23 protein-coding genes are annotated in these 26,046 nt (G+C 73.4%); 14 read left to right on the forward strand and 9 right to left on the reverse strand.

Going from position 1 to position 26,046, the window contains the following annotated elements; all coding sequences use genetic code 11:
* Positions 1-93: 93 nt before the first annotated feature.
* A complete protein-coding gene (locus tag ITX44_RS23830) occupies positions 94-516 on the reverse strand; it encodes a secondary thiamine-phosphate synthase enzyme YjbQ (protein WP_205359378.1) in 423 nt (140 codons plus the stop codon).
* Between the two features lie 601 nt (positions 517-1,117).
* Here ITX44_RS23830 and ITX44_RS23835 point away from each other — a divergent pair.
* The 7 genes from ITX44_RS23835 to ITX44_RS23865 all read left to right on the forward strand — a co-directional run bounded on the left by ITX44_RS23835 (position 1,118) and on the right by ITX44_RS23865 (position 8,237).
* The gene (locus ITX44_RS23835) at positions 1,118-2,326 is read left to right on the forward strand and encodes an LLM class flavin-dependent oxidoreductase (protein WP_205359379.1); all 1,209 of its coding nucleotides are present in this window, start codon (positions 1,118-1,120) and stop codon (positions 2,324-2,326) included.
* Between the two features lie 294 nt (positions 2,327-2,620).
* A complete protein-coding gene (locus ITX44_RS23840; RefSeq protein ID WP_205359380.1) occupies positions 2,621-3,475 on the forward strand; it encodes a glycoside hydrolase family 3 N-terminal domain-containing protein in 855 nt (284 codons plus the stop codon).
* Positions 3,476-3,606: 131 nt separating this feature from the next.
* Positions 3,607-4,758, forward strand: a complete 1,152-nt coding sequence (locus ITX44_RS23845) for an NAD(P)-binding domain-containing protein (RefSeq protein ID WP_205359381.1) — start codon at positions 3,607-3,609, stop codon at positions 4,756-4,758.
* A gap of 96 nt (positions 4,759-4,854) precedes the next feature.
* On the forward strand, positions 4,855-5,055 hold the full coding sequence (locus ITX44_RS23850; RefSeq protein WP_205359382.1) for a hypothetical protein: 201 nt from the start codon (positions 4,855-4,857) through the stop codon (positions 5,053-5,055).
* 145 nt (positions 5,056-5,200) lie between these two features.
* Entirely contained in the window at positions 5,201-5,986 is a 786-nt protein-coding gene (locus tag ITX44_RS23855; protein WP_205359383.1) for a (Fe-S)-binding protein, read from the forward strand.
* The gene (locus ITX44_RS23860; RefSeq protein ID WP_205359384.1) at positions 5,983-7,533 is read left to right on the forward strand and encodes a LutB/LldF family L-lactate oxidation iron-sulfur protein; all 1,551 of its coding nucleotides are present in this window, start codon (positions 5,983-5,985) and stop codon (positions 7,531-7,533) included. Before ITX44_RS23855 ends, ITX44_RS23860 begins: the two co-directional genes overlap by 4 nt.
* Positions 7,530-8,237, forward strand: coding sequence for a LutC/YkgG family protein (locus ITX44_RS23865; protein ID WP_205359385.1), 708 nt, complete (start codon positions 7,530-7,532; stop codon positions 8,235-8,237). The genes ITX44_RS23860 and ITX44_RS23865 overlap by 4 nt, the downstream gene beginning before the upstream one ends.
* A 43-nt stretch (positions 8,238-8,280) precedes the next feature.
* Here the strand turns inward: ITX44_RS23865 and ITX44_RS23870 are convergent, their stop codons facing one another.
* Positions 8,281-10,095, reverse strand: a complete 1,815-nt coding sequence (locus tag ITX44_RS23870) for an ABC transporter ATP-binding protein (protein ID WP_205359386.1) — start codon at positions 10,093-10,095, stop codon at positions 8,281-8,283.
* Positions 10,096-10,292: 197 nt separating this feature from the next.
* Between ITX44_RS23870 and ITX44_RS23875 the strand changes: the two genes are divergently transcribed.
* On the forward strand, positions 10,293-10,769 hold the full coding sequence (locus tag ITX44_RS23875) for a MarR family winged helix-turn-helix transcriptional regulator (RefSeq protein WP_205359387.1): 477 nt from the start codon (positions 10,293-10,295) through the stop codon (positions 10,767-10,769).
* Between the two features lie 109 nt (positions 10,770-10,878).
* Here the strand turns inward: ITX44_RS23875 and mscL are convergent, their stop codons facing one another.
* Positions 10,879-11,307: a large conductance mechanosensitive channel protein MscL gene (mscL, locus tag ITX44_RS23880; RefSeq protein ID WP_205359388.1), complete on the reverse strand. Its 429-nt coding sequence runs from the start codon at positions 11,305-11,307 to the stop codon at positions 10,879-10,881.
* Positions 11,308-11,712: 405 nt separating this feature from the next.
* Here mscL and ITX44_RS23885 point away from each other — a divergent pair, with 405 nt between their 5' ends.
* Together ITX44_RS23885 and ITX44_RS23890 are read left to right on the forward strand one after the other, a co-directional pair.
* The gene (locus tag ITX44_RS23885; RefSeq protein ID WP_205359389.1) at positions 11,713-13,845 is read left to right on the forward strand and encodes an ABC transporter transmembrane domain-containing protein; all 2,133 of its coding nucleotides are present in this window, start codon (positions 11,713-11,715) and stop codon (positions 13,843-13,845) included.
* Positions 13,842-15,623: an ABC transporter ATP-binding protein gene (locus tag ITX44_RS23890; protein ID WP_205359390.1), complete on the forward strand. Its 1,782-nt coding sequence runs from the start codon at positions 13,842-13,844 to the stop codon at positions 15,621-15,623. Before ITX44_RS23885 ends, ITX44_RS23890 begins: the two co-directional genes overlap by 4 nt.
* A gap of 77 nt (positions 15,624-15,700) precedes the next feature.
* Here the strand turns inward: ITX44_RS23890 and ITX44_RS23895 are convergent, their stop codons facing one another.
* A complete protein-coding gene (locus ITX44_RS23895; protein ID WP_205359391.1) occupies positions 15,701-16,495 on the reverse strand; it encodes a metal-dependent hydrolase in 795 nt (264 codons plus the stop codon).
* Positions 16,496-16,628: 133 nt separating this feature from the next.
* Here ITX44_RS23895 and ITX44_RS23900 point away from each other — a divergent pair, with 133 nt between their 5' ends.
* Together ITX44_RS23900 and tesB are read left to right on the forward strand one after the other, a co-directional pair.
* A complete protein-coding gene (locus ITX44_RS23900) occupies positions 16,629-19,142 on the forward strand; it encodes a DEAD/DEAH box helicase (protein WP_205359392.1) in 2,514 nt (837 codons plus the stop codon).
* 37 nt (positions 19,143-19,179) lie between these two features.
* Entirely contained in the window at positions 19,180-20,046 is an 867-nt protein-coding gene (tesB, locus tag ITX44_RS23905; protein ID WP_205359393.1) for an acyl-CoA thioesterase II, read from the forward strand.
* On the opposite strand, the gene ITX44_RS23910 is transcribed toward tesB, so the two are convergent.
* The 3 genes from ITX44_RS23910 to ITX44_RS23920 form a co-directional block, all read right to left on the reverse strand.
* Positions 19,933-21,309: a DUF6397 family protein gene (locus tag ITX44_RS23910; protein WP_205359394.1), complete on the reverse strand. Its 1,377-nt coding sequence runs from the start codon at positions 21,307-21,309 to the stop codon at positions 19,933-19,935. The two genes, tesB and ITX44_RS23910, sit on opposite strands and share 114 nt — an antisense overlap.
* Positions 21,310-21,426: 117 nt before the next feature.
* On the reverse strand, positions 21,427-21,831 hold the full coding sequence (locus tag ITX44_RS23915; RefSeq protein ID WP_205359395.1) for a roadblock/LC7 domain-containing protein: 405 nt from the start codon (positions 21,829-21,831) through the stop codon (positions 21,427-21,429).
* A 131-nt stretch (positions 21,832-21,962) separates the two neighbouring features.
* On the reverse strand, positions 21,963-22,298 hold the full coding sequence (locus ITX44_RS23920; protein WP_205359396.1) for a YnfA family protein: 336 nt from the start codon (positions 22,296-22,298) through the stop codon (positions 21,963-21,965).
* A 13-nt stretch (positions 22,299-22,311) separates the two neighbouring features.
* Between ITX44_RS23920 and ITX44_RS23925 the strand changes: the two genes are divergently transcribed.
* On the forward strand, positions 22,312-22,920 hold the full coding sequence (locus ITX44_RS23925; protein ID WP_205359397.1) for a class I SAM-dependent methyltransferase: 609 nt from the start codon (positions 22,312-22,314) through the stop codon (positions 22,918-22,920).
* 133 nt (positions 22,921-23,053) lie between these two features.
* The gene (locus ITX44_RS23930; protein ID WP_205359398.1) at positions 23,054-23,986 is read left to right on the forward strand and encodes a hypothetical protein; all 933 of its coding nucleotides are present in this window, start codon (positions 23,054-23,056) and stop codon (positions 23,984-23,986) included.
* Here the strand turns inward: ITX44_RS23930 and ITX44_RS23935 are convergent.
* Both ITX44_RS23935 and ybiA read right to left on the reverse strand, forming a co-directional pair.
* Complete coding sequence (locus ITX44_RS23935; RefSeq protein WP_205359399.1) at positions 23,973-25,358, reverse strand: FAD-dependent oxidoreductase; 1,386 nt, start codon at positions 25,356-25,358, stop codon at positions 23,973-23,975. The two genes, ITX44_RS23930 and ITX44_RS23935, sit on opposite strands and share 14 nt — an antisense overlap.
* Before the next feature lie 104 nt (positions 25,359-25,462).
* Complete coding sequence (ybiA, locus tag ITX44_RS23940) at positions 25,463-26,041, reverse strand: riboflavin biosynthesis intermediates N-glycosidase (RefSeq protein WP_205359400.1); 579 nt, start codon at positions 26,039-26,041, stop codon at positions 25,463-25,465.
* Between the last annotated feature and the right edge of the window lie 5 nt (positions 26,042-26,046).

The following is a 26,046-nucleotide window of genomic DNA, read 5'->3' on the forward strand; positions in this document are numbered from 1 at the left end:
GAACGCGGAAGACCACTCCGACAGCGCAAGGGTTCGGACCCGACGGGGATTCGGCGGTCGGACCCGGGATGAATCCTGCTCAGCCCAGGAAGCTCAACCCAGGAAGCTCAGCCGCACCTGGCGGCGGGGATTGTCGACATTGGTGTCCACCAGCACGACCGACTGCCAGGTGCCCAGTTCCAGCCGGCCGCCGACCACCGGGAGGGTGGCGTGCGGCGGCACCAGGGCGGGCAGCACATGGTCCCGGCCGTGGCCCGGGCTGCCGTGCCAGTGCCGCCAGCGGTCGTCGGCCGGCAGCAGGTCCTTCATGGCGGCGAGCAGGTCCTCGTCGCTGCCCGCACCGGTCTCGATGACGGCCACGCCCGCGGTGGCGTGCGGCACGAAGACATTGAGCAGTCCGTCGCGGCCGGCGGCCGCCTCGCGCAGGAAGGACGCACAGGCGGCGGTCAGGTCGTGGACCGTCTCCCGGGAGCCGGTGGTGACGTCGACGACGCGAGTGGTGAAGGTGTCGGCCATGTGTCCATGGTCGCCGAGGCGCCGCACCGCGCGACACCGGGGCCGGACGGGTGAGCCGTACGGCGGACGCGGGACCGTACGGATGCTGTGCGACATGGCGGCGGCATCGGGCTCCGGGTTCGTCGGAGACGGACTGCGGGAGCCGCGGACGGCGAATCGGCGGCGCGTACAGCCGGCGTCGTCGGGCGCGTCGGGCCGGGCCGGCCACGCCCGCAGGACGACGGGCCGTTGATCGGCCACCGGCGGCGGCACCGGATGCTCCGGACGATGCTCGGCCACCACCCGCGCAACCCGGGGCCGTTGACCGGCTGCCCGGGCAGTGGTTACCGTCGCGGCATGTCGCGTCCTTGCCTGCTCACCACGCGCGGTCACATCGACCTGCTGCGGGTGGCATCGGCGGCGTGTCCCGCCGGCCGCTGACGCTTCTTCCTCCGTCCGGCCCGCGCCCGTTCGCGGCCCCTTCGCAGCGGGCGTCGGCCCCGGCCCCCAAAGCTCCCGAAGCCCCGGGCTCCCCGGCTTCCTCTGACTCTCCACCCGCACCGCCCGGCGCCGACGCGCGCCGGGCGGGCGCGCTCCCCACCCGACGAAAGGCCTCCGCCCAATGTCCGTACACCTGCACTGGTTCCTGCCCACCGGCGGCGACGGCCGCACCCTGGTGGACCGTCACGCCTATACCGACGGCGGCATCAAGCGCTCCCGGATCACCCCGGTCTCCGGAATCCGCGCACCCGACATCGACTACCTGGCGCAGATCGCGCGCGCCGCCGACCAGTTGGGCTTCGAGGCGGTGCTGACCCCGACCGGTACGTGGTGCGAGGACGCATGGCTGACCACGGCGGTGCTCTCCCAGCACACCCGGCGGCTGAAGTTCCTGGTCGCCTTCCGGCCCGGGGTGGTCTCGCCGGTGCTGGCGGCGCAGATGGCGGCCACGTACCAGCGGGTCACCCGCGGCCGGCTGCTGCTCAACGTGGTGACCGGCGGCGACTCCACCGAGCAGCGGCGGTTCGGCGACCATCTGGACCACGACAGCCGGTACGCGCGCACCGCGGAGTTCCTGTCGGTGGTACGCGGGGTGTGGCGCGGCGAACCGTTCGACTTCCACGGCGAGCACTACCAGGTGGAGGGCGGGCTGACCGCGCTGCCGCCGGACCCGATGCCGCAGATCTTCTTCGGCGGCTCCTCACCGGCCGCGGGTCCGGTGGCCGCACGGCACAGCGACGTCTACCTGACCTGGGGCGAACCGCCCGCCCAGGTGGCGGAGAAGATCGCGTGGATCCGTTCGCTGGCCGAGGCGGAGGGGCGCACGGTCCGGTTCGGCATCCGGCTGCACGTGATCACCCGTGACTCGGCGGCCGAGGCGTGGGCGACGGCCGACCGACTGCTCGGCGACCTCGACGCGGACACGGTGGCCGCGGCCCAGGAGGCGCTGGGGCGCAGTGAATCGGTGGGCCAGCGGCGGATGCTGGCGCTGCACGGCGGGCGGCGCGACGGCCTGGAGATCGCGCCCAACCTGTGGGCCGGGGTGGGCCTGGTGCGCGGCGGCGCGGGCACGGCGTTGGTCGGCAGCCACGCAGACGTCGCCGACCGGATCGAGGAGTACCACGCCCTGGGCATCGAACACTTCGTCTTCTCCGGCTACCCGCATCTGGAGGAGGCGTACTGGTTCGGCGAGGGCGTGATGCCCGTACTCGCCGACCGGGGCCTGCTGGAGCATCCGCCGGCCTCCCCGCTGGACGGGGTCCCGGCCGCCAACGGCCGCCCGGCCTCCGCCCCCGGAGGCGCTCCGCTGCTGATCTCGGGCGGGCGCTGAGCGGTGTCCATTCCGCTGCCGGCGCTGGGGGTCCCCCCGGCGCGCGAGGCATTGCGTGCGCTCCCTTACGGCATCGCGTAAGGGCACTTCCCGGGTGAAGCCCTGGGGAGCGCCGGACGCCGCGGGCCCGCCACGACGGTACGGCCGGGGTGTTTGCCGGACGACCTCGCGGCACGTCGTACGAGGTGGCGGAGGCCGGATTGCCGCACCCCTGAATTGGTCTGTACCATTCAGCGCCTGGAAGACGCCTGGGCGACCGCCCTCCGCCGCCGCGCCCCGAAGGGGGACAACGACGTGACCCCGTTGCACCGGCTCACCGTCCTGGTCGACTCGTGCGTGCTGCCCGCCGTGGACGGCCGGGACGGCCTGCCCGACTGGATCCTGCGCGGCCTGGAGAGAGGCACGCCCGGGGCCGCCGTACACGCTTACGGGCCGGCCGCCAGAGCCGCCTCGGACGCCCTCCGGGCGGCGCTGCCGGACGCGCTCACCGGGCATCCGGGGGCTCACCGCCCGGCCGACGGCGGCAGCGCGGCGGCGGCCGAACTCGTGGCCGGGGGCGCCAACCTGCACCTGGGGGTACGGCCGGGCCCGCGCGCGGGCGAGACCCGGGCGTTCGTCACCGACCTGCAGGGGCACGGCGTGGCCGCGGCCCTCGGCCCGTTCACGGGCGCGGGCAGCCTGCGCCCGTTCGCCGAGGGCGCGGCGGCCGGGGTGCGCGCGATCACCGCGGCCCGCTCCCCGGCGCCCGGCGGGGACGGGGTGCCCGCCGTCCTGAGCGCCACCGCCGTCACCGGGATCCTGCGCGGCGAACTCGGCTACCGCGGGGTGGTGATCAGCGACACCCTGGACGCGCCGGTGATCGTCAACGGCTGGGGCGTGCCGGGCGCGGCAGTGCTGGCCTGGATCGCCGGCGTGGACCTGATCCGGCTCGGCCCGGCGAGCGGCGCGGGCGTGCACGAGGCGATCCACACGGCGGCGGCGCGCGCGGTGGCCGACGGCGATCTGCCCCTGCACAGGCTGGAGGAGGCCGCCGAACGGGTGGCGCGGCTGCGCCGCTGGGCCGCCCAGCCGCCGATGCCGGTGCCGCCGGTCCCCGGCCAGGCCGCTTCGCCCGCGCCGGAGCGGGCGACAGCCGCGCGGGAGCGGTGAGCGCGGCTCTGGCGGGCGGAAGCGGATGAGCGCGGTCCGGCGTCGCGGTCGTGGGGGCACGGCGGGGCTGCGGGAGCGCGGGGCTGCGGGGGCGCGGGAAGCTTTGCCCCGGGCCCGCGGTTGGTAGAAACATGAACGAAGCAGCCGTGCGGGACGTCGAAGTCGCGGTGGTGGGCGCCGGTCAGGCCGGACTGTCGGCGGGGTACTTCCTGCACAGGGCCGGCTTCCGCCCGGAGCGGGACTTCGTGGTGCTGGACCACTCCCCCGCGCCCGGTGGCGCCTGGCAGTACCGCTGGCCCTCGCTGACGTACGGCAAGGCGCACCGGGTGCACGACCTGCCGGGGCTGCCGCTGCGCGACGCGGACCCGGGCCGGCCGTCCGCCGAGGTGGTGAGCGAGTACTTCGCCCGCTACGAGCGCGAGTTCGACCTTCGGGTGCGCCGACCGGTGGACGTGCGCGCGGTACGCGAGGACGCCGGCGGGCGGCTGCGGGTGGAGACCGACGCCGGCGTGTGGTCGGCGCGGGCGCTGCTGAACGCGACCGGCACCTGGGACCGGCCCTTCGTGCCGTACTACCCCGGCCAGGAGACCTTCCTCGGACGGCAGTTGCACACCGCGGGCTACCGGGGCGCGCGGGAGTTCGCCGGGCAGCACGTGATCGTGGTCGGCGGCGGCACCTCGGCGGTGCAGTTGCTGATGGAACTCGCGGAGGTGGCCCGGACCACCTGGGTGACGCGCAGGCCGCCGGTCTTCCGGACCGGTCCCTTCTCCGAGGACTGGGGCCGGAACGCGGTGGCGCTGGTGGACGAGCGGGTCCGCAAGGGCTTGCCCCCGCAGAGCGTGGTCGGCGTGACCGGCCTGGCCGCCACCGACGCGATCCTGGACGCGCAGCGCCGGGGCGTCCTCGACCGGCTGCCCGTCTTCGACCGCATCACCCCGCACGGCGTGGCCTGGGACGACGGCCGCACCCTGGAGGCCGACACGATCCTGTGGGCCACCGGTTTCCGGGCCGCCCTGGACCACCTGGCCCCGCTGCGGCTGCGCGAGCCCGGCGGCGGGATACGGATGGACGGCACGCGCGTGGCGAAGGACCCGCGGATCCACCTGATCGGTTACGGCCCGTCGGCCAGCACGATCGGCGCCAATCGCGCCGGGCGCACCGCGGTCCGGGAGATCCGCGCGCTGCTCGGCGGCCCGGCGGCACAGGCCCTGCCCGGCACGGAGGGCGCGGCCGACGCGCGACACCTTGCGGCGGATCTGCCGGAGCCCGTACCGGCCGCCTGATCCCACCGCCTGATCCCGGACGCCGCCCGGCCGCCCGCTGCGGCAGGAGTACGCAACGGCGCCACGCGCGGCGTGCCCGGCATCTAGGTTGGGGGAATGGGGACATCAAGTTGGAATTCCGTGCTGGCCGGCGTGTCGGCAGTAGCCGCGCTCACCGCTGTGGTATTGGTCGCGGCGGCGATGCTGGGCGGGGTGGGCTGGTCGGCCGTCATCGCGGTGGCCGCGGCCGCGGTGGTGAGCGCGGTGCTCGCGCTGGTCACGGACGGGCGGACCGAGCCGGAAGGGCACCAGCAGTAGCCCTTACCACAAGAAACATCGGATGTCTGCTTCCCTGACGCGCGCGTTTACGGCAGTATGAGCGTATGCGTGATCAACATCCGGCCGACTCGCGTCCTGCGCGGCGGCTCCCCCGTACCCGGCGCACGGACAGCGCGAGGCGGCCATGCGCGTAGCCCTCTTCCTGACGTGTGTGAACGATCTGCTGTTCCCGGACACGGGTCGGGCGGTGGTACGGCTGCTGGAGCGCCTGGGCGTGGAGGTCGACTTCCCCATGGCCCAGTCCTGCTGCGGCCAGCCGCACTACAACACCGGCTACCGGCACGAGACCGAGCCGCTGGTCCGCGGCATGGCCGCCGCTTTCGCCGGCTACGACTACGTGGTCACGCCCTCGGGTTCGTGCGTGGCGATGGTCCGCGACAACTACCCGCGCGTCGCCGCCCGGGCCCGCGCCGAGGGCCGCCCCGACGGGCGGCTGGACCGCGCGGCCGAGACGCTGGTGCCGCGCACGTACGAACTCACCGAGTTCCTGGTGGACGTGCTCGGCGTGACGGACGTGGGCGCGTACTTCCCGTACGCCGTCACGTACCACCCCTCCTGCCACGGGCTGCGGATGCTGGGGCTGAAGGACCGGCCGCTGAAGTTGCTGTCGGCGGTGGAGGGCATCGAACTGCGCGAGCTGCCGGGGGCGGAGGAGTGCTGCGGCTTCGGCGGCACCTTCGCGGTGAAGAACTCGGACGTGTCCGCCGCCATGGGCCAGGACAAGGTCCGCAACGCCCTGGACACCGGGGCCGGGGTGCTGTGCGGGGCGGACAACTCCTGCCTGATGCACATCGAGGGCATCGTCCGCCACGAGCACGCCCCGCTGCACACCCTCCACTTGGCCGAAATCCTGGCGTCCACCCGCGAGCAGCCGTACCGACCCCCCGTATCGGAGGCAAAGATCCGATGAACCCTCCGTCCACCAGCCAGGAGTCCCAGACCGGGCACGGCACCGGTGTCTTCGTCGGTCTGCCGTCGTTTCCGGTGGCGGCGCGGGAGTCGACGCGGGACGGGCAGTTGCGGGCGAACCTGCGGCACGCCACCCACACCATCCGCGCCAAACGCGCCGTCGCGATCGGCGAACTCTCCGACTGGGGGGAGTTGCGGGCCGCGGGAGCCGCGATCAAGGACCACACCCTGGCCCACCTCGACCACTACCTCCAGCAACTGGAACAGGCCGTCACCGCCGCCGGCGGCCACGTCCACTGGGCCGCCGACGCCGACGAGGCCAACCGCATCGTCACCGACCTCGTCCACGCCACCGGCGAAACCGAGGTCGTCAAGGTCAAATCCATGGCCACCCAGGAAATCGGCCTCAACGAAGCCCTGGCCGCTCAGGGCATCCGCGCCTACGAGACCGACCTGGCCGAACTCATCGTCCAGTTGGGCGACGACCGGCCCTCGCACATCCTGGTCCCCGCGATCCACAAGAACCGCGCCGAGATCCGCGACATCTTCCGCACCCAGATGGCCGCCTGGGGACGACCCGCACCGCAGGGCCTGAGCGATGAGCCGGCGGCCTTGGCGGAGGCGGCACGGCTGCACCTGCGGCAGAAATTCCTGCACACCAAGGTCGGCATCTCCGGAGCCAACTTCATGGTCGCCGACACCGGCACCCTGGTCGTCCTGGAATCCGAGGGCAACGGACGCATGTGCCTGACCCTGCCCGAAACCCTGATCTCGGTGGTCGGCATCGAGAAGATCGTGCCGACCTTCCGCGACCTGGAAGTCTTCCTCCAGACCCTGCCCCGCTCCTCCACCGCCGAACGCATGAACCCCTACACCACCATGTGGACCGGCACCACCGACGGCGACGGCCCCAAAACCTTCCACCTCGTACTGCTGGACAACGGCCGCACCGACACCCTCGCCGACACCGTAGGCCGCCAGGCCCTGCGCTGCATCCGCTGCTCGGCCTGCCTGAACGTCTGCCCCGTCTACGAACGCGCCGGCGGCCACGCCTACGGCTCCGCCTACCCCGGCCCCATCGGCGCCATCCTCACCCCACAACTGCGCGGCACCGCAACCGAACTGGACGCCTCCCTCCCCTACGCCTCCAGCCTGTGCGGAGCCTGCTACGACGTCTGCCCCGTCGCCATCGACATCCCCGACATCCTCGTCCACCTCCGCCAACGCGTCGTCCAAGGCGGCCCCGTCACCCAGGCAGGACAGCGCGTCACCATCAAACCCGCGCGCGGACACACCACCGAACACGCCGCGATCAGGGCGAGCCGCTACGCCATGGGCCGCCCGGCTGCCTGGGCCGCCGCCCAGCGCCTGGCCACCGGCACCCGCAAGCTGCACCCGCGCAGCCTGCCCATCCGGACCGCGAAGGCCTGGACCGACACCCGTACGCTCCCCCAGGTGCCCGATCAGACGTTTCGGCAGTGGTGGAAGCAGCACACCAAGAACACGAACCCCGACCCCGGCAGCACGACCCCTGGCGGTGCGCGATGACGAACACGACCGGCAGCAGCAGCCGCGCGGAGATTCTGCGCCGCGTCCGCCAGGCGCTGGGGACCACGACCGCCACCGCCGCCCCCACGCCCGAGGACATCGCCCGGGACGTGCCGCGCGACTACGCGACCACGCACGCCACCCGTACACCGCTGCAGACCGCCGACCTGCTCGCCGAGCACCTGGCCGACTACCGGGCCCACGTCCACCGCACGGATGCGGCGGGCCTGGCGGCGACCATCGCGCGGCTGCTGACCGAGCGCGGCTCGCGTACGGCGGTGGTGCCCGCCGGGCTGCCCGGGGACTGGCTCACCGATGCGCGCGCCCTGGACGTCGACGTGGTCACGGATCACCCCGGGCTGACGCCGGTCGAACTGGACGCCGTGGACAGCGTCGTCACCGGCTGCGCGCTGGCCATCGCGGAAACCGGCACCATTGTGCTGGACGCCTCGCCGGACCAGGGGCGCCGCGCCCTCACCCTGGTGCCCGACCACCACATCTGCGTCATCCGGCCCGAGCAGATCGTCGAGTCGCTCCCCCAGGCGCTGCCCCGGCTCACCCCGACCCGCCCGCAGACCTGGATCAGCGGGCCGTCGGCCACCAGCGACATCGAACTCGACCGGGTGGAAGGGGTGCACGGGCCGCGCACCCTGGAAGTCGTCATGGTCGCGAGCGACGCCCAGGTGACGGATTTCCCCGGGTGACGCCGTTCGCGCAGGGGTGACGCCCGCCCGCGGGGGGCGGGCGTCACGAGGGCACGGTCGTGGCCAGTTGCGTGTCGCGGCGGACCAGGGCTGCGTAGCGGCCGCCCAGGGCGAGGAGTTCGTCGTGGGAGCCGCGTTCGACGATGCGGCCGTCGTCCAGGACCACGATCTGGTCGGCGTCGCGGATGGTGGACAGCCGGTGCGCGATGGTGATGGTGGTGCGGCCGGCGGACAGGGAGTCGATGGCGTCCTGGACGGCGGCCTCGGTCCGGGTGTCGAGCGCGCTGGTGGCCTCGTCGAGGATCAGGACCGGCGGGTCGCGCAGGATGGTGCGGGCGATGGCCAGCCGCTGCTTCTCGCCGCCGGAGAAGCGGTAGCCGCGCTCGCCGACCAGGGTGTCGTAGCCGTCGGGCAGCCCCGCGATGTGGTCGTGGATCTGGGCGGCGCGCGCCGCGGCCCGGATCTCCTCGTCGGTGGCGTCGGGCTTGGCGAAGCGCAGGTTCTCGGCGACCGAGGCGTGGAAGAGGTAGGTCTCCTGGGAGACCACGCCGACTGCCGTGGCCAGGGTGTCGAAGCTCAGGTCGCGCACGTCGGTGCCGTCGAGGGTGACCCGGCCGCCGGTGACGTCGTACAGCCGCGGCACCAGGTAGCTCAGGGTGCTCTTGCCGGAGCCGGTGGCGCCGACCACGGCGAGGCTGCCGCCGGCCGGCACGGCCAGGTCGATGCCGCGCAGGGTCGGAGCGCCGGACTCGGGGTCGTAGGCGAAGTCGACGTTCTCGAACCGGACGTCGCCGCGGACCGGGTCGAGGTGGACGGCGTCGGGCTTCTCGGTGATGTCGATCGGCAGGTCGAGGTATTCGAAGATGCGCTGGAAGAGTGCCAGGGAGGTCTGCACCTGCACGCCGGTGGCCAGCAGGGAGACGGTCGGCCGGAACATGCCCTGCTGGAGGGAGACGAAGGCGACCAGGGTGCCGATGGAGACGGCCGGGCCGCCGTTGCCGGTGGTGAGGCCGGCCGCCCAGTAGAGCAGGGCGGGCATCGCGGACATCACGATGCCGATGACGGCCATCCGCCAGCGGCCCTGCATGTTGGACCGCACCTCCAGGTCCACCAGCTGCTCGGACTCGGTGCGGAAGTCGCGGGACAGGGACTCGCCGCGGCCCATGGTGCGGCCGAGCAGGATGCCGCTGACCGACAGGGACTCGGTGACGATGGCGGACATGGCCGCCATCTGCTTCTGCCGCTCGGTGGCGATCTTCTTGCGTTCGCGGCCGACCTTGCGGGCCACCCAGACGAACACCGGCAGCAGGACCAGGGAGACCACCGTCAGCCGCCAGTCGAGGGCGACCATGGCGACGACCGAGGCGATGACGGCGGTGGCGTTGGAGACCAGCGAGGTGGCGGTGGAGGTGACCGTGGCCTGCATGCCGCCGATGTCGTTGGCGATACGGGACTGCACCTCGCCGGTGCGGGTCCGGGTGAAGAAGGCGAGCGACATGCGCTGGAGCCGCTCGTAGACGGCGGTGCGCAGGTCGTGCATGACGCGCTGCCCGACGGTGGTGGAGATCAGCGTCTGCAGGACGCCGAAGACGCCGTTGGCGACGGCGGTGGCGATCATGCCGAGGGCGAGCAGGGCCAGCAGCCCGGTGCGGCGCTCCGGGATCGCGGTGTCGAGGATCGCTCGCAGCAGGAACGGCGAGGCGACCGAGACCAGCGAGGACAGGCCGACCAGCACGCCGACGACGGCGAGCCGGCCGCGGTAGGGGCGGAAGAGGCGGACGATGCGGCGGACATCGGTGGGGGCGGTGTTCTTCGGGGCGCCCGACCACCGGGCGGCAGGATCGTGTTCGGGGTGCAAAGGACTCCTTGCGGTTCGGGACGGCGGGTGCCCGTACGGCCGCGGACCGTAGGGGGGCGTCGGGCGCGGGTCGTGCGGACGTGCTGGACGTGCCGGACGTGCGAGACGTACGGGACGGGACCGCGGACCGACACAGGGAGTGTAGTTCATTGTTACCTATATTCACAATGAGCTAGGATCCTGGTAGGCTCGAGACCATGGAAAGCCGCACGACCGTCGCCCTGAGCCCGTCGGAGCCGGAAGGCGACGCCCCGGGAGCGGACGAGGTCACCGGGCGTCTCGCCGATCAGCTCATCCGGCTGAGCCGGCGGCTGCACCGCGCCCAGCGCCAGCTCATGGAGCCGCTGGGCATCACCCCGGCGCAGTCCCGGCTGCTGCGCACGCTCGGGCAATGCGACGAGCCGCCGCGCATGGCCGATCTCGCGCAGCGGCTCGACGTGGTGCCCCGGGCGGTGACCACGCTGGTGGACGCCCTGGAGGCGAGGGAACTCGTACGGCGGGTGGCCGATCCGCACAACCGCCGGGTGACCCGGATCGAACTGCGGGAGGCGGGCGGCCAGGCGTTGCTCGACCTGCGGCGGGCCCGCCGGGCCGCGGCCGCGGAACTGCTGGCGCCGCTGGACGAGAGCCAGCGGGCGGCGCTGACGGCGCTGCTGGACGTACTGGACGAGTGAGGGCCGGTTCCGGGCCCTCAGATCACTCGGGCTTCGGGGCAGTGCCCCCGGCGCCCCCGGGCCGGGACCGAGCGGTCCACGGCCCCGACGAGGCGCGTCACGCGTTGCGTCACTTCGAGAGGTCGGCCACGGGCTCCTGGGGGGCGATCGGGGCGGTGCAGGCGCTGCAGCGCCTGGCGGCGGCCGGTATCGGGGTCAGGCACTCCGGGCACTCCCGCATCGGAGCAGAGGTGGCCTTGGGGAAGAACCGCTCCTGCAGGCGGTTCATCGGCAGCACGACCAGGAAGTAGATCACCGCAGCGACGATCACGAAGCTGATCACGGCGTCGATGAACACGCCGTAGGGGAACTTCACGCCCGACACGCGGAACGTCTTGGCGCTGTAGTCGCCGGTGGCGCCGGACACCAGGCCGACAATCGGGGTCAGGAACGCCTTGACGAAGCCGTTCACCAGGGTGGTGAAGGCCGCGCCCACGACGATGCCGACGGCGAGATCGACGACGTTGCCGCGCAGCAGGAATGCGCGAAAGCCCTTCATGGGTGAGGGTCCCCTCTGTGCTCAGGAGCTCGACACGGTTGCGAAGTCCACAGTCTGCCGTTTCCCGCCGCTCGGGAGCCAATGCGGGCGAGTTCACCGTCGCGGCGAACGTACGGCGGCAGCCCCCGACTTGGCGGGCACCACTGTGCTCAACGTCACTGTGGTCCCGTGGGGCACCCGATTCCCGCGGGCACCGCGAACGGCGGCGGACGGGCGGCGGGGCGCGGCCCGTTCCCGTCGGCCGGGAAAAACCTGTTGACCGGCGGCGCGCGGCGACGCCAGTCTTGTGCGGCTCCTGACCGCTCCGGGGACGTTTTCTCCGCTCCCGCCCCACTCGTCCACGTTCGCCGTGGATCACGTGTGCCGCGGGACCGGTGGGAACTCCCCACCCGACCCCAGGACATCATGCCGTCGCTACGCAGCCTCCCTCTCCCCGATCCGGGCGTTCCTGACGTCCGGTCGGGCTTCCGCTTCCTGTTGTGGCTGGAACTCAGCCAGTGGCGCGGCCAGTTGACGGCGGCCATGTGGGGCCTGCTCCACATGGCCGCCGTCGCGTCCTTCCCGGCCGGCGTCGGCATCGCCGTCCAGGCGGTGGTGGACCGCTCCGGCACCCGGCTGGCGCTCGCCGGCGGCCTGATGCTGCTGCTCGGCGCGCTCACCGCGGTCGGCGACACCATGCTGCACCGCACCGCCGTCACCAACTGGATCTTCGCCGCGGCCCGCGTCCAGCAGCTCCTGGCCCGCAAGACCGTCGAGCTGGGCTCGGTGCTCACCCGGCGCGTCGCGGCCGGTGAGGTGGTGGCGGTGAGCACCGGCGACGTGGAGAAGATCGGCTGGTTCGTGGAGGCCCTGGCCCGCTTCACCTCCGCCCTGCTGGCCACGGTGGGCGTCGCGATCGCGATGCTGGTGTACCAGCCCGAGCTCGGCGTCCTGGTCGCCGCCGCGGTGCCGGTGCTGGCCCTCGCCGTCCTGCCGCTGCTCCCGGCGGCCACCCGGCGCGCCGACCTCCAGCGGGAGAAGGCGGGCCGGGCCACCGAACTGGCCTCCGACACCGTGGCGGGCCTGCGGGTGCTGCGCGGCATCGGCGGCGAGGAGTTGTTCCTCGACCGGTACCGCCGCGCCTCCCAGCAGGTGCGCACCGCGGCCGTCCACAGTGCCCGGATGTGGGCGCTGATCAGCGCGGTCCAGGTAATCCTGCCCGGCCTGCTGCTGGTCGGCGTCGCCTGGCGCGGCGCCCGGCTCGCCCTCGACGGCCGCATCTCCGTTGGTGAACTGGTCACGGTGTACGGCTCGGTGGTCTTCCTCATGCTGCCGCTGCAGAATTTCGCCGAGATCGCCATGGCCTGGTCCTTCTCCCGCCCCTCGGCCAAACGCGCGGCCCGCGTGCTGGGGCTGAGCCGGTCCCAGGCGCGACCGGCGCCGGTGGGGTCCGGGGACGTGGTGACGGCGGGGTCGGAGGCCGGGACGGACGCTCGTACGGACACGATGGCCGTGTCATCGGGCCCGGGCTCAAGGCTCCCACGCTCGGCACTCCCCGACTCGGCGCTCCCCGACTCGAAAGTCCTGGCGCCGGACGTCGCGGCCTCGGTGCCGGGCCCGCTGCCTGCCGCTGTGCCGGGCAAAGTGACGACAGACGTGACGGCGGACGTGACGGCACACTCGGCCCGGGCGGCCGGCCAGCACCCGGCGGCCCCTGACCCGGCCACCCCCACGGGTGACCTGTTCGACCCGGAGACCGGGCTGCGCGCCCCCGCCGGACTGCTGACCGCCGTGGTGTGCGGCGACCCCGACGCGGCCGGGCGGCTGGCCGACCGGCTCGGCGGGCACGCGACGGACGCGACCGGCGACGCGCCCTCGGTGACACTCGGCGGGCAGGCGCTCGACGCGCTCGCGCTGCCGGCGGCCCGGGCGGCCGTCCTGGTCCAGGACAAGGATCCGGTGCTGCTGTCCGGCACGCTCGCCGAACTGCTGGACGTGCCGCGCTCCGGGGCCGTCCCGCCCGAGGCCGCGCTCACCGCCGCCCAGTGCGGCGACGTGCTGGAATCCCTGGTGCAGTCCATGGCCGCCTCGAGCGCGGACGGCGCGCCCGATCCCATGCAGGCGACGATCACCGAACGCGGCCGTTCCCTGTCCGGCGGCCAGCGCCAGCGGCTGGCCCTGGCCCGGTCCCTGGTGGCCGACCCGCAGGTGCTGGTGCTGGACGAGCCGACCTCGGCCGTGGACGCCCACACCGAGGCCAGGATCGCCCGCGGCCTGAAGGAGATCCGCGCCCACCGCACCACCGTCGTCTTCACCTCCAGCCCGCTGGTCCTGGACCGTGCCGACCAGGTGGTCTTCGTCGCCGACGGCACGGCGGTGGCCGTCGGCGACCACCACGACCTGCTGCGGGGCAACCCGGAGTACCGCGCGGTGGTGACCCGCGAGGGCGAGGCCGGCAGCGGACCGTCCGCCGCGGCGGAGGCGGCTTCCGCTCCCCCGCCCGCCCCCACACCCGCTCCCGCCGTCCGCGGCGGCCTGTCGATGGAGGAGTCCGCATGATCGGCGTGCGCCCGCCGCAATACGACCCGGCCGCGCCAAGGCAGACCACCACGCTGCCGGTCGGCTCGCCGGCCACCGTACGCACCTACATCCGCGAGCTGGCCCGCCGCCACCGGCGCGCCTTCGCGGTGCTGATGGCCGTCAACACCGTCGCGGTGCTCGCCTCGATGGTGGGCCCCTACCTGCTCGGCGGCCTGGTGCAGGACCTGTCGTCCGGGCGGCGGGATATCCACCTCGGGCGGACGGTCACGCTGTTCCTGGTGGCGCTGGCCGTGCAGGCGTTCTTCGTCCGGCTGGTCCGGCTGCGCGGCGCGGTCCTGGGCGAGCGGATGCTGGCCGACCTGCGCGAGGACTTCCTGGTGCGGGCCGTGGCACTGCCGCCGGGCGTGCTGGAGCGGGCCGGGACCGGTGACCTGCTGTCGCGGATCACCACCGACATCGACCGGCTGTCCAACGCCATGCGGGAGGCGGTGCCGCAACTGGCCATCGCCGTGGTGTGGGCCGGGCTGCTGCTCGGGGCGCTCGCGGTGACCTCGCCGCCGCTGGCGCTGTCGGTGCTGATCGCGCTGCCGGTGCTGGTCGCGGGCTGCCGCTGGTACTTCAAGCGCGCCCCGCGGGCCTACCGCTCCGAGGCCGCCGGATACGCCGCGGTCGCCGCGGTCCTCGCCGAGTCCGTGGACGCCGGGCGCACCATCGAGGCCCACGGCCTCGGGGGCCGCCGCGAGGACCTGTCCCGGCGGCGGATCGGCCAGTGGGTGGCCTGGGAGCGGTACACGCTGTGGCTGCGCACCATCCTGTTCCCGGTGGTCAACCTCACCCACGCGCTGATCCTGACCTCGGTGCTCATGGTCGGCGGCGTCTTCGCGCTGCACGGCTGGGTGTCGCCCGGCGAGCTGACCACCGGGGCGCTCTACGCCCAGATGCTGGTCGACCCGGTCAATCTGATGCTGCGCTGGTACGACGAGCTCCAGGTGGCCCAGGTCTCGCTGGCCCGGCTGGTCGGGGTGCGCGAGGTGGCCGGGGACGAGGGGGACGAGACGATCACCCCGGACGGACGGGAGGTGGCCGCCGACGAGGTCCGGTTCGGCTACCGGGCGGGCAGCGACGTGCTGCACGGCGTGTCCCTGAACGTGCCGCCGGGCACCAGGCTGGCCCTGGTCGGGCCGTCCGGCGCGGGCAAGTCCACGCTGGGCCGGCTGCTGGCCGGGATCTACGCGCCCCGGACCGGCGAGGTCACCCTCGGCGGTGCCCAGCTCGCCCGAATGCCGGCCGAACGGGTCCGCGCGCATGTCGCGCTGGTCAACCAGGAGCACCACGTCTTCGTCGGCTCGCTGCGCGACAACCTGCGGCTGGCCAGGGCCGACGCCCAGGACGACGAGCTGTGGGAGGCGCTGCGGGCGGTGGACGCCGAGCAGTGGGCGCGGGCGCTGGACGACAGCCTCGACACCGAGGTCGGCTCGGGCGGCTCGGCGCTCACGCCGGCGCAGGCGCAGCAGCTCGCGCTGGCCCGGCTGGTGCTGGCCGATCCGCACACCCTGGTGCTGGACGAGGCGACCTCGCTGCTCGACCCGCGCGCCGCCCGGCACCTGGAGCGCTCGCTGTCCCGGGTGCTGGACGGCCGCACTGTCGTCGCCATCGCCCACCGGCTGCACACCGCGCACGACGCCGACGTGATCGCGGTGGTCGAGGACGGCCGGATCAGCGAGCTGGGCAGCCACCACCAACTCGTGGCCGCCGACGGGGCGTACGCGGCGCTGTGGCGGTCCTGGCACGGCTGACCCGGGCCCCGGAGCCCCGGCCGGCGGGTCAGGTACGGCGGCGGCCCGGATCGGGTGCCGGGCCGCCGTGCCACGGGTCAGCCGATGACGCCCAGGGCGCCCAGGGCGCTCGCGCCGCCGAGCACGAAGAACACCGGGGTGAGCACCTTGACCTCCACCCAGCTCCCGGCCCGGAACCGCATGAACTTCGGCGGGCCCACCGGGTACCACCGCTTGCGGCCGACCGGGATCGGCCACAGGATCGGGCAGCCGGAGACCGTCAGGGCGTCGCCCAGGCAGTGCACCAGCGCGCCCAGCACGATCGGCATGCCGATCCACATGTAGTGCTGACCCGGCTGGGTGAACAGCCAGTCCTTGCCGTTGCCCGGGTCGTCCAGCGCGTCGGCCAGCACCCAGGCGCTGGAGGCACCGAGCAGCCAGACCAGGACGTCGCTGGAGACCCGGGCCTGCCGCCACAGCAGCCCCTCGACGGCGAGCACCATGTGCACGAACAGGATTCCCAGCACCGCCCAGCACCCGCCGAAGACCGCGGCGGCGGAACAGCCGCAGCCGAGGAAGGCGGCCCACAGCCAGGTGTGGGTCAGGGTGCGGTGGCCGCCGGACCGCCGCGGGTCGCCCTTCTTGCGGGTCGCCTTGTAGGCGGCGTGCGCGATGCCGTCGATGATGCCGCACAAGGCGCGTGAGAAAGGCCCGAAGGCCCGCGAGATGGTGGCCGCCTTGTGGTCCAGGTCCGGCGCCAGGGCCGCCCCCGCGCAGATCAGCGCTCCCACCACCAGGGTCGGCCACGGCATCGGGTGGCCGGCGGCGGCCGCGACCGCGCCGGCGACCAGCCAGGCCGCCGCTCCGGACAGTGAGTGCGCAGGTCCCATCATGGTGTTGCTCAGCCCCCCTGTGATGCCGCCCGAAGGCGCATGTAACCCGTGGTCGAGCGCACACCCTACCGTTGATGATCACGGAGCGTCGGTCCGGTTCCGCGCCCGTGGGGCGGGACGGCAAGATGGAGGGGTGACCCTTATCGATCAGCTTCCGTCCGAGCCCGATCCCGATGCCCTCTTCGACGCGTTCTCGACGTGGGCCCAGGGGCAGGGGATCACCCTGTACCCGGCCCAGGAGGAGGCGCTGATCGAGGTGGTCTCCGGGGCGAACGTGATCCTGTCCACGCCCACCGGCTCCGGAAAGAGCCTGGTCGCGGCCGGTGCGCATTTCGCCGCGCTGGCAAGGGACGAGGTCACCTTCTACACCGCGCCGATCAAGGCGCTGGTCTCGGAGAAGTTCTTCGACCTGTGCAAACTGTTCGGCACCGAGAACGTCGGCATGCTCACCGGCGACGCCTCGGTCAACCCGGACGCCCCGGTCATCTGCTGCACCGCCGAGGTGCTGGCTTCCATCGCCCTGCGTGACGGCAAGGACGCCGACGTCGGCCAGGTCGTGATGGACGAGTTCCACTTCTACGCCGAGCCGGACCGCGGCTGGGCCTGGCAGATCCCGCTGCTGGAACTCCCGCAGGCGCAGTTCCTGCTCATGTCGGCGACGCTGGGCGACGTCTCCCGCTTCGAGGCGGACCTGACCCGGCGCACCGGCCGCCCCACCACTGTCGTGCGGTCGGCGACCCGCCCGGTGCCGCTGAGCTACGAATACCGCATCACCACGCTCACCGAGACGCTCACCGATCTGCTGGAAAGCCGCCAGTCCCCCGTCTACATCGTGCACTTCACCCAGGCCGCGGCCGTGGAGCGGGCCCAGGCGCTGATGAGCATCAACATGTGCACGCGGGAGGAGAAGGACGCGATCGCCGACATGATCGGCAACTTCCGCTTCACCACCGCCTTCGGCCGCAACCTGTCCCGTTACGTGCGGCACGGCATCGGCGTGCACCACGCCGGCATGCTGCCCAAGTACCGGCGGCTGGTGGAGAAGCTGGCCCAGGCCGGCCTGCTGAAGGTGATCTGCGGGACGGACACCCTGGGTGTCGGCGTCAACGTGCCCATCCGCACCGTGCTGTTCACCGCGCTCACCAAGTACGACGGGCAGCGGGTGCGGGTGCTGCGGGCCCGCGAGTTCCACCAGATCGCCGGCCGCGCGGGACGGGCCGGGTTCGACACCGCCGGCCTGGTGGTGGCACAGGCGCCCGAGCACGTGATCGAGAACGAGAAGGCGCTGGCCAAGGCGGGCGACGACCCGAAGAAGCGGCGCAAGGTGGTGCGCAAGAAGGCGCCCGAGGGGTTCATCAACTGGTCCCAGAACACCTTCGAGAAGCTGATCGCCTCCGAGCCGGAGCCGCTGACCTCCCGTTTCCGGGTGACGCACGCGATGCTGCTGTCGGTGATCGCCCGCCCGGGCAACGCCTTCGAGGCCATGCGCCGGCTGCTGGAGGACAATCACGAGGACCGCAGATCCCAGTTGCGGCACATCCGCCGGGCGATCGCCATCTACCGCTCGCTGCTGGCCGGCGGCGTGGTGGAACGGCTGGACGAGCCGGACGCCGAGGGCAGGATCGTCCGGCTCACCGTGGACCTCCAGCAGGACTTCGCGCTCACCCAGCCGCTGTCCACCTTCGCGCTGGCCTCCTTCGAACTGCTGGACCCCGACTCCCCCTCCTACGCGCTCGACATGGTCTCCGTGGTGGAGTCCACCCTCGACGACCCGCGCCAGATCCTGGCCGCCCAGGAGAACAAGGCGCGCGGCGAGGCGGTCGCGGCGATGAAGGCCGACGGGGTGGAGTACGAGGAGCGCATGGAACGCCTCCAGGACGTGAGCTACCCCAAGCCGCTGGAGGAACTGCTGGTGCACGCCTACGGCGTCTACCGCAAGAGCCACCCCTGGGTCGGCGACCACCCGCTGTCGGCCAAGGCCGTGGTCCGCGACATGTACGAGCGGGCCATGACCTTCTCGGAGTTCGTGTCCTTCTACGAACTGGCCCGCACCGAGGGGATCGTGCTGCGCTACCTGGCCGGCGCCTTCAAGGCGCTGGAGCACACGGTGCCGGACGACCTGAAGTCCGAGGACCTCCAGGACCTGATCGCCTGGCTCGGGGAGCTCGTCCGGCAGGTGGACTCCAGCCTGCTCGACGAGTGGGAGCAGCTGGCCAACCCCGAGGAGGAGAGCGCCGAGGAAGCCGCCGAGCGTGCCGACCAGGTCAAGCCGGTCACCGCCAACGCCCGGGCCTTCCGGGTGCTGGTGCGCAACGCCCTCTTCCGCCGGGTGGAACTGGCCGCGCTGGAGAAATACGACCAGCTCGGCGAACTCGACGGCGAGGCCGGCTGGGACGCCGACGCCTGGGCCGACGCCATGGACGCCTACTGGGACGAGTACGACGACCTGGGCACCGGCCCCGACGCCCGCGGCCCGAAGCTGCTGATCATCGAGGAGCAGCCGGAGCACGGCCTGTGGCGGGTCCGGCAGATCTTCGCCGACCCCAACGGGGACCATGGCTGGGGCATTTCGGCCGAGGTCGACCTCGCAGCCTCCGACGAGGAGGGCCGTGCGGTGATCCGGCTGACTGACGTGGGGGAACTGTGAGCGGCGCGACGCGCCCGAGGACGGCGGGAGTCCGGCGATGACGAGCCCGGCCGAACGGCTGGTGGACCTGCTCGACCTGGAACGGATCGAGGAGAACATCTTCCGCGGGCGCAGCCCCCAGGAACGCCTGCAACGGGTCTTCGGCGGACAGGTGGCGGGGCAGGCGCTGGTCGCCGCCGGGCGCACCACGGACGGCTCGCGCCCGGTGCACTCGCTGCACGCGTACTTCCTGCGCCCGGGCCGGCCCGGGGTGCCGATCGTGTACCAGGTCGAACGGGTCCGCGACGGGCGCTCCTTCACCACCCGCCGGGTGGTGGCCATCCAGCAGGGTCGGACGATCTTCAATTTGACTGCCTCCTTCCATCAGTCCGAGCCGGGCTTCGAGCACCAGTTGCCGATGCCCGAGGTGCCGGATCCGGAGAACCTGCCGCCGCTGGCCGACGAGATCCGCGCGCACTTGGGCGAGCTGCCCGAGGCGCTCGAACGCATGGCCCGCCGCCAGCCGTTCGACATCAGGTACGTGGAGCGGCTGCGCTGGACGCCCCAGGAGGTCGAGAGCGCGGAGCCGCGCAGCGCGGTGTGGATGCGCGCGGTCGGCCCGCTCGGCGACGACCCGCTGGTGCACACCTGCGCCCTGACGTACGCGAGCGACATGATGCTGCTCGACGCGGTTCGGGTGCCCATCGAACCCCTGTGGGGGCCACGCGGCTTCGACATGGCCTCCCTCGACCACGCGATGTGGTTCCATCGGCCCTTCCGTACCGACGAGTGGTTCCTCTACCAGCAGGAGTCACCCATCGCGACCGGCGCCCGCGGGCTGGCCCGCGGCCAGATCTTCGACCGTCAGGGGCGGCTTCTGGTGTCCGTGATGCAGGAGGGGCTCTTCCGCAAGATCGGCGGCTGACCGCCGCCCCCGCAGCAGCTGGCGCAGCCCCCGCCGCCGCCCCGTTTCCGGCCTGCCCGGCCCAGAACCGACCGTTCCCGACCGGCCCGGTCCAGGCCCCTGGGGCCCGGTGGCGGCCGGTCCTGCCTCACCGGACGGACGCCCCGGAGGCGGCGGCACGGGCGGCACAGGCGGCACGGACCGCACGGGCGGCAACGAAAGCGCACCGGGCGCCGGTGGGACGCCGAGTGCCGGGAAGGCCGCCGGCGAAGGACGAGGGGCGGGGTGAGGGGTGACCCCATCCGTCGCCGCGGGCTCCGCCGCACGGTCCGGCGGGACCGCCGCCTGGTCGGAGTCGGGAGGCAGGGCGCGGGCCCGGGTCAGGGACTCGGTCAGGGCGCGCAGGGCGGTGGCGATCTCGTCGGGATGGTCGGCGGTGGTGAGCCGTCGGACGAGTTCGGGCTCGGCCGGCCCGGTGCGGCCGGGCGGGAGCGCGCCGCGCAGGCGGCGCAGGTGGGCCCGTTCGCCGGCGTCGGGCACGGCCTCGTTCACCAGTTCGGGGTGCAGGAGCGCGGCCCACACCGCGGCCTCGTCCCAGGCGTCCCAGGCGTCGCGCACGAGTTGGCCGACCCGGCGTTCCCGCCAGCCGCGCGGCCGCTGGTCCTCCCCCGCCTCCACGGCGTCGCGCAGCGCCTGCGGCAGTCTTCCGGCCAGCAGCGTGCGATGGCCCTCGGCGAACTCCACCACTTCGCGGGCCGGATACATCCACACCAGCGCCCGGTACCGGTTGACGTACCAGCGCACGGGGCGGACATGACCGGTCCTCGCCAGCTTGACGAACCGCTCCCGCCCGATGCCGATCATCCGGGCCGCCTCGCCGCCGCTGACCAAGTGGATCCGGTCGAGCAGATCCTTGGGCGGCCCCTCGGCGTCCCGCAGCCTGGCCACGTCGGCGGCCGCCACCTTCCACAGCCCCGGCCCGCACACCACCGTCGGCACTTCGCCGAGCTGCACGGCCACGTCGAACTCGTCGTAGTCCAGACCCAGTTCGTCGCGCGCCCGGCTCAGCGTCAGCAGCTCGCCGTCCACCCGCTCGGCAGTCGCCACGCGCCGCGCACCCGCCGCCCGCTTCTTGCCCGCCGATCGTCCCGTACCCGCGCTGCTGGCCGTACTCCCGGCGCCGGCCCCACTCTTCGTACGCGTCCCGCTCGCGGCCGCCCGCGCCTGCCGGGCGGCGCCGGCTGTCGTCGTCCGCTGCCGCCGGTTGTCCTTCGTCTTCGGCATTGCTCTCCACTCCCCGTCACTGTCGTTCACTGACAGTCACGAAGATAGCGCGGAGAGCCGACCGCCCGTCTTGAGCCTGTGGATAACTCTTTCGCGGCCCCGATCAGAACCGAGAGATCAGAACGGCGACACGTCCGTCCGCCGCGGCGCGACCCGCAGGTGCTCCCCGACCCGGTCGACCAGCAGCGTCATCTCGTAGGCGATCAGCCTGACGTCCGCCTCCATCCCGCTGAGCACGGTCAGGCAACTGCCGTCGCCCGCGGCGGTGACGAAGAGGAAGCCCTCCTCGAACTCCACCATGGTCTGCCGCACTCCGCCGGTGCCGAACCGCAGCCCCGCTCCCTTGGCCAGGCTGTGGAACCCCGAGGACACCGCGGCCAGATGCTCGGCGGTCGGCGGGTCCAGGGCGGCGCTCGCGCCGGTCACCAGTCCGTCGCCGGACAGCACAAGAGCATGCTGGACATGCGGCACGCGCTGTGTCAGGTCGTCGAGCAGCCACGCGAGGCCTTCGCCCTCGGCCATGGCCCACCTCCCCGGATCTCCGCTGAGGTACGAGCCTGGACCGATCGCCGCAGAACGGCAACCCCCACGCGGAACACGTGTCCCGCGCCACTCGTATCCGCGCCCCCGTCGCAGCGCGGCGGCCCCCCGGCTCAACGCCCCCTAGGCGCGTACATGATGACCCCGACGCCGACGAGGCAGATCAGCGCGCCGGCTATGTCGAACCGGTCGGGGCGGTAACCGTCCGCGACGGCGGCCCACAACAGCGAGCCGGCCACGAACACCCCGCCGTAGGCGGCGAGGATGCGGCCGAACTGGGCGTCGGGCTGGAGTGTGGCGACGAAGCCGTAGAGGCCCAGCGCCACCACCCCGGCGCCGATCCAGGCCAGTCCGCGGTGCTCGCGCACCCCCTGCCAGATGAGCCACGCGCCGCCGATCTCCAGAAAAGCTGCGAGGACGAACAGAGCGACGGAGCGGAGCGTGATCATGCCACCATGATGCATGGCCACTGGTGAGAGCGAACAGCGGAGGGTCAGGGAGTTCTTCGGGGCCCGTGCGGTCGGCTGGGAGACCCGGTATCCCGACGACACTCCGGCGTACGAGGCGGCGATCGCCGAACTGGGCCTGGCGCCCGCCGGTCGGGCGCTGGACGCGGGGTGCGGGACCGCGCGGGCGCTCCCCCTGCTGCGGGCGGTGGTGGGCCCGGCGGGGACGGTGGTCGGTCTCGACCTCACGCCCGAGATGCTGCGCGAGGCCGTACGGCTCGGCCGGCACCGGCAGGGCGCGCTGCTTGAGGCGGACGGCGCGCGCCTGCCGTTGCGGGCGCATGCCTTCGACGCGGTGCTGGCCGCCGGCCTGGTGCACCACCTGCCCGACCCGGCCCTCGGCCTGCGGGAACTGGCCCGGGTGACGCGGCCGGGCGGAAGGCTGGCGGTGTTCCATCCCGTCGGCCGGGCCACCCTCGCCGCCCGCCGGGGCCACGAGCTGCGGCCCGACGACATCCGGGCCGCGCCGCGGATCGGGCAGGTGCTTTCCGAGGCGGGCTGGGACCTGACCCTGCTGGACGACGCCGAGGACCGCTATCTGGCGCTCGCGGTCCGGCGGGGCTGAACGGGCACGCGAACGGGCACGTGATCGGACACTCCCGGGCAACCGAACGCAATGACGAGTCCGATACCCCCTCGACGCGACGGTTACCGGCTGGTTAGGGTGCGCGGCGGACCCGAAACGAGGGAGGCGACGGATGGCCGAGCAGGCGCAATCCGAGGACGACGACGCGCTGTTCGTGCTGACCGCGGCGATGCTGACGCCGGGCCGGTTCCCGGGGGTGCTGGGCGACGACTACCCGGCGGCCTGCGCGCGGCTGGGCCTGGAACCGCTCGGGTCCGGCTACGGCCTGATGTTCGGGCAGGACGGCACCGGCGCCCGGTGGACGGTGGCCACCACGGACGCCGTGATGGTCGCCTGCGCGCTCGCCGCCTGGGACTGCGGCCTGGAGTACGACCTGGCGCCCGGCGAGGAGACGACGGCCGCTTCGCTGCCCGGCTGGCCGCTGCCGGTCGCCGTCGCCGTACCGGGCATCCCCGAGCCGCACGACCCCGACGAGGAGTCCGCCGGCCGGCCCCCGCTCGCCCCGCCGGACACCACCGTCTGGGGACCGCCGCAGCGACGCCTGGGCGCGGACGAGATCGCCGTCAACTGGTGGGCCTGGCGTGACCAGTTCACCGCACCGGAGGAGGCCGCGCCGCCCGCCGAAGCCGTACCCCAGGGAGCGCAGGAGAACGACGGCCCCACCGCAGAAGCTGCCGGAAACGGCGACCACCAGGACTCCGCCGAGGAAGCTGCCGGCAACGACGACCACGCCGCCCGGCAGGCCGCCGATGAGAAGGCCCCCGCCATCTCCCACCCCGGCGTGCGCCAGGTCCTGGCCGCCGCCGAGGAGTACGTGCGCAATCCGCCGCCGCCCGGCCGGGTCAGGACCGCGTACGGCGCGGTGCGGGCGGACGGGCCGGGGTGGAGCCTGGTGGGCCGGACCGACGACATGGCGTTCGTGCTGATGGACGACGCGCCGGGCGAGGTGCTGCCGGTGGGCCGGGGGCCGGCCCTGCCGCCGCTGCTGGGCGCGCTCGAAGAACTGGCGGCGCGGTGGGAGCAGGCGGCCGTCAGCCCCGTCTGATGTCGGCCGCCACCGCGTCGGACGCCTTGCGGGCGGCGACCAGCACCGGGTCCCACACCGGTGAGAAGGGCGGCGCGTAGCCGAGGTCAAGGCCGGTCATCTCGTCCACGGTCATGCCCGCGGTGAGCGCCACCGCCCCGATGTCGACGCGCTTGGCCGCGCTGTCGCGGCCGACGATCTGCAGGCCGAGCAGGCGCCCGGTGCCGCGTTCGGCCAGCATCTTGACGGTCATCAGGGCGGCGTCCGGGTAGTAGCCGGCCCGGCTGGTGGACTCCACGACGGCGGTCACGTATTGCAGGCCCGCCGCCCGGGCCTGAGACTCCTTGAGTCCGGTACGGGCGATCTCGACGTCGCACACCTTGCTGACGGCGGTGCCCACGACGCCGGGGAAGGTGGCGTAGCCGCCGCCGATGTTGATGCCGATGACACGGCCCTGCTTGTTGGCGTGGGTGCCGAGCGCGATGTGCTGGAAGGCGCCGGAGACCAGGTTGAGGACTTCCACGCAGTCGCCGCCGGCCCAGATCCCCTCGGCGCCGTGGACCCGCATCGCGCGGTCGGTCAGCAGGCCGCCGTGCTCGCCGAGCGGCAGGCCCGCGGCGGCGGCGAGGTCGGTGCCGGGGCGCACCCCGAGGCCCAGCACGACCAGGTCGGCCGGGAAGGTCGCCTCGTCGGTGGCGACCGCGCTCGCCCGGCCGTCGGCGCCGACCAGCACCTCGCGCACGGCGGCGCCGGAGACGACCTTCACGCCGAGCCCTTCCATGGCCTGCCGCACCAGGCTGCCCATGTCCGGGTCGAGGGTGTTCATCGGCTGGTCGTTCCGGTCGACCATGGTCACCTCGAGGCCGTGCCGGAGCATCGCCTCGGCCATCTCCACCCCGATGTAGCCGCCGCCGACCACCACCGCGCGGCGAACTCCGGCCCGGTCCAGGCCGCGCAGCACCGCCTCCCCGTCGTCCAGGGTCTGCACCCCGTAGACCCCGGGGGCGTCGATGCCGGGGATCGGCGGCCGCAGCGGCACCGCGCCCGTGGCGATCACCAGATGGTCGTACGAGGTCCACGTCTCCCGTCCGTCGGGGTCCCGGGCCAGCACCCGCCCCCGCGCCGGGTCCACCTCGGTCACCTCGGTGCCCAGCCGCAGGTCGATGCCGCGGGCCCGGTGCTCCTCGGGGGTCCGGGCGATGAGTTCGTCCGGCCCGTCGGTGTCGCCCCCGATCCAGTACGGGATGCCGCAGGCGGAGTACGAGGTGTGGCGGCCGCGTTCGAAGGCGACGATCTCCAGGTCGTCCGCTCCCCTGCGGCGCCGGGCCTGCGAGGCGGCCGACATGCCCGCCGCGTCGCCCCCGATGACCACCAGCCGTTCTGCCATCCCCATGTGCCCCTTTCCGGGCGGACAAGCCTGCGGCCCCCATGGACGTACGGGCCCCGGACGACCCTATGCGCGCGCGGACGCGGGCGCCCGCAAAAGCCGGGGAGGCGTCAGGCGGCGGCCAGCCGGCTTCTCGCCTCCATGAGGGCGAAGCCCAGCAGATTCAGCCCGCGCCACCTGGCGGGGTCGGCGGCGCGCGGGTCGTCCGCGGCGAGCCCGATGCCCCAGACCCGGTCCACCGGGCTGGCCTCGACCAGGACGCGTTCGCCCGTGCCGAGCAGGAAGTCCCGCAGGTCGGGGTCCTGGCCGAACTTGTGCACATTGCCGCGGACGACCAGGTCGAAGCGGGCTGCCGCCCAGGCCGCCTCGTCGAAGCCGCGCACCAGGCGCCCGGCGGTCTTGGCCTGGTCCGGGTGGCCGGCCACGAGCACCTGCCGCTCGGCCTCGGCGTCGCCGAACAGGCGGGCCTTGCCGGCCATCATCCAGTGCTCGGCGGTGGCGTAGCGCACCCCGTCCGCGGTGAACGGGGCCGGCCACCACTGGCTGAGGCAGCCCGGGCCGGGACGGCCGTCGCGCCGCGGGTGGTGGCCCCAGAAATGGAGGTACTTCACGCGGGTGCCGTCGGCGGCACCCGCGATCAGTTCGGCCACGGAGCGGGCGTCGTACGGCGCCGGGCTGCCTCGGAGCACGGGGA

This window comes from Actinacidiphila acididurans, from assembly GCF_016918855.1.
GTDB classification, from domain to species: Bacteria; Actinomycetota; Actinomycetes; order Streptomycetales; family Streptomycetaceae; genus Actinacidiphila; species Actinacidiphila acididurans.

What these genes read in the sequence shown, in the direction of transcription:
- ITX44_RS23830 (WP_205359378.1), bottom strand. Translation starts at nt 516, where the DNA reads ATGGCCGACACCTTCACCACTCGCGTCGTCGACGTCACCACCGGCTCC.
- ITX44_RS23835 (WP_205359379.1), top strand. Translation starts at nt 1,118, where the DNA reads ATGTCCGTACACCTGCACTGGTTCCTGCCCACCGGCGGCGACGGCCGC.
- ITX44_RS23845 (WP_205359381.1), top strand. Translation starts at nt 3,607, where the DNA reads ATGAACGAAGCAGCCGTGCGGGACGTCGAAGTCGCGGTGGTGGGCGCC.
- ITX44_RS23850 (WP_205359382.1), top strand. Translation starts at nt 4,855, where the DNA reads ATGGGGACATCAAGTTGGAATTCCGTGCTGGCCGGCGTGTCGGCAGTA.
- ITX44_RS23855 (WP_205359383.1), top strand. Translation starts at nt 5,201, where the DNA reads ATGCGCGTAGCCCTCTTCCTGACGTGTGTGAACGATCTGCTGTTCCCG.
- ITX44_RS23860 (WP_205359384.1), top strand. Translation starts at nt 5,983, where the DNA reads ATGAACCCTCCGTCCACCAGCCAGGAGTCCCAGACCGGGCACGGCACC.
- ITX44_RS23865 (WP_205359385.1), top strand. Translation starts at nt 7,530, where the DNA reads ATGACGAACACGACCGGCAGCAGCAGCCGCGCGGAGATTCTGCGCCGC.
- ITX44_RS23875 (WP_205359387.1), top strand. Translation starts at nt 10,293, where the DNA reads ATGGAAAGCCGCACGACCGTCGCCCTGAGCCCGTCGGAGCCGGAAGGC.
- mscL (WP_205359388.1), bottom strand. Translation starts at nt 11,307, where the DNA reads ATGAAGGGCTTTCGCGCATTCCTGCTGCGCGGCAACGTCGTCGATCTC.
- ITX44_RS23885 (WP_205359389.1), top strand. Translation starts at nt 11,713, where the DNA reads ATGCCGTCGCTACGCAGCCTCCCTCTCCCCGATCCGGGCGTTCCTGAC.
- ITX44_RS23890 (WP_205359390.1), top strand. Translation starts at nt 13,842, where the DNA reads ATGATCGGCGTGCGCCCGCCGCAATACGACCCGGCCGCGCCAAGGCAG.
- ITX44_RS23895 (WP_205359391.1), bottom strand. Translation starts at nt 16,495, where the DNA reads ATGATGGGACCTGCGCACTCACTGTCCGGAGCGGCGGCCTGGCTGGTC.
- tesB (WP_205359393.1), top strand. Translation starts at nt 19,180, where the DNA reads ATGACGAGCCCGGCCGAACGGCTGGTGGACCTGCTCGACCTGGAACGG.
- ITX44_RS23910 (WP_205359394.1), bottom strand. Translation starts at nt 21,309, where the DNA reads ATGCCGAAGACGAAGGACAACCGGCGGCAGCGGACGACGACAGCCGGC.
- ITX44_RS23915 (WP_205359395.1), bottom strand. Translation starts at nt 21,831, where the DNA reads ATGGCCGAGGGCGAAGGCCTCGCGTGGCTGCTCGACGACCTGACACAG.
- ITX44_RS23920 (WP_205359396.1), bottom strand. Translation starts at nt 22,298, where the DNA reads ATGATCACGCTCCGCTCCGTCGCTCTGTTCGTCCTCGCAGCTTTTCTG.
- ITX44_RS23925 (WP_205359397.1), top strand. Translation starts at nt 22,312, where the DNA reads ATGGCCACTGGTGAGAGCGAACAGCGGAGGGTCAGGGAGTTCTTCGGG.
- ITX44_RS23930 (WP_205359398.1), top strand. Translation starts at nt 23,054, where the DNA reads ATGGCCGAGCAGGCGCAATCCGAGGACGACGACGCGCTGTTCGTGCTG.
- ITX44_RS23935 (WP_205359399.1), bottom strand. Translation starts at nt 25,358, where the DNA reads ATGGGGATGGCAGAACGGCTGGTGGTCATCGGGGGCGACGCGGCGGGC.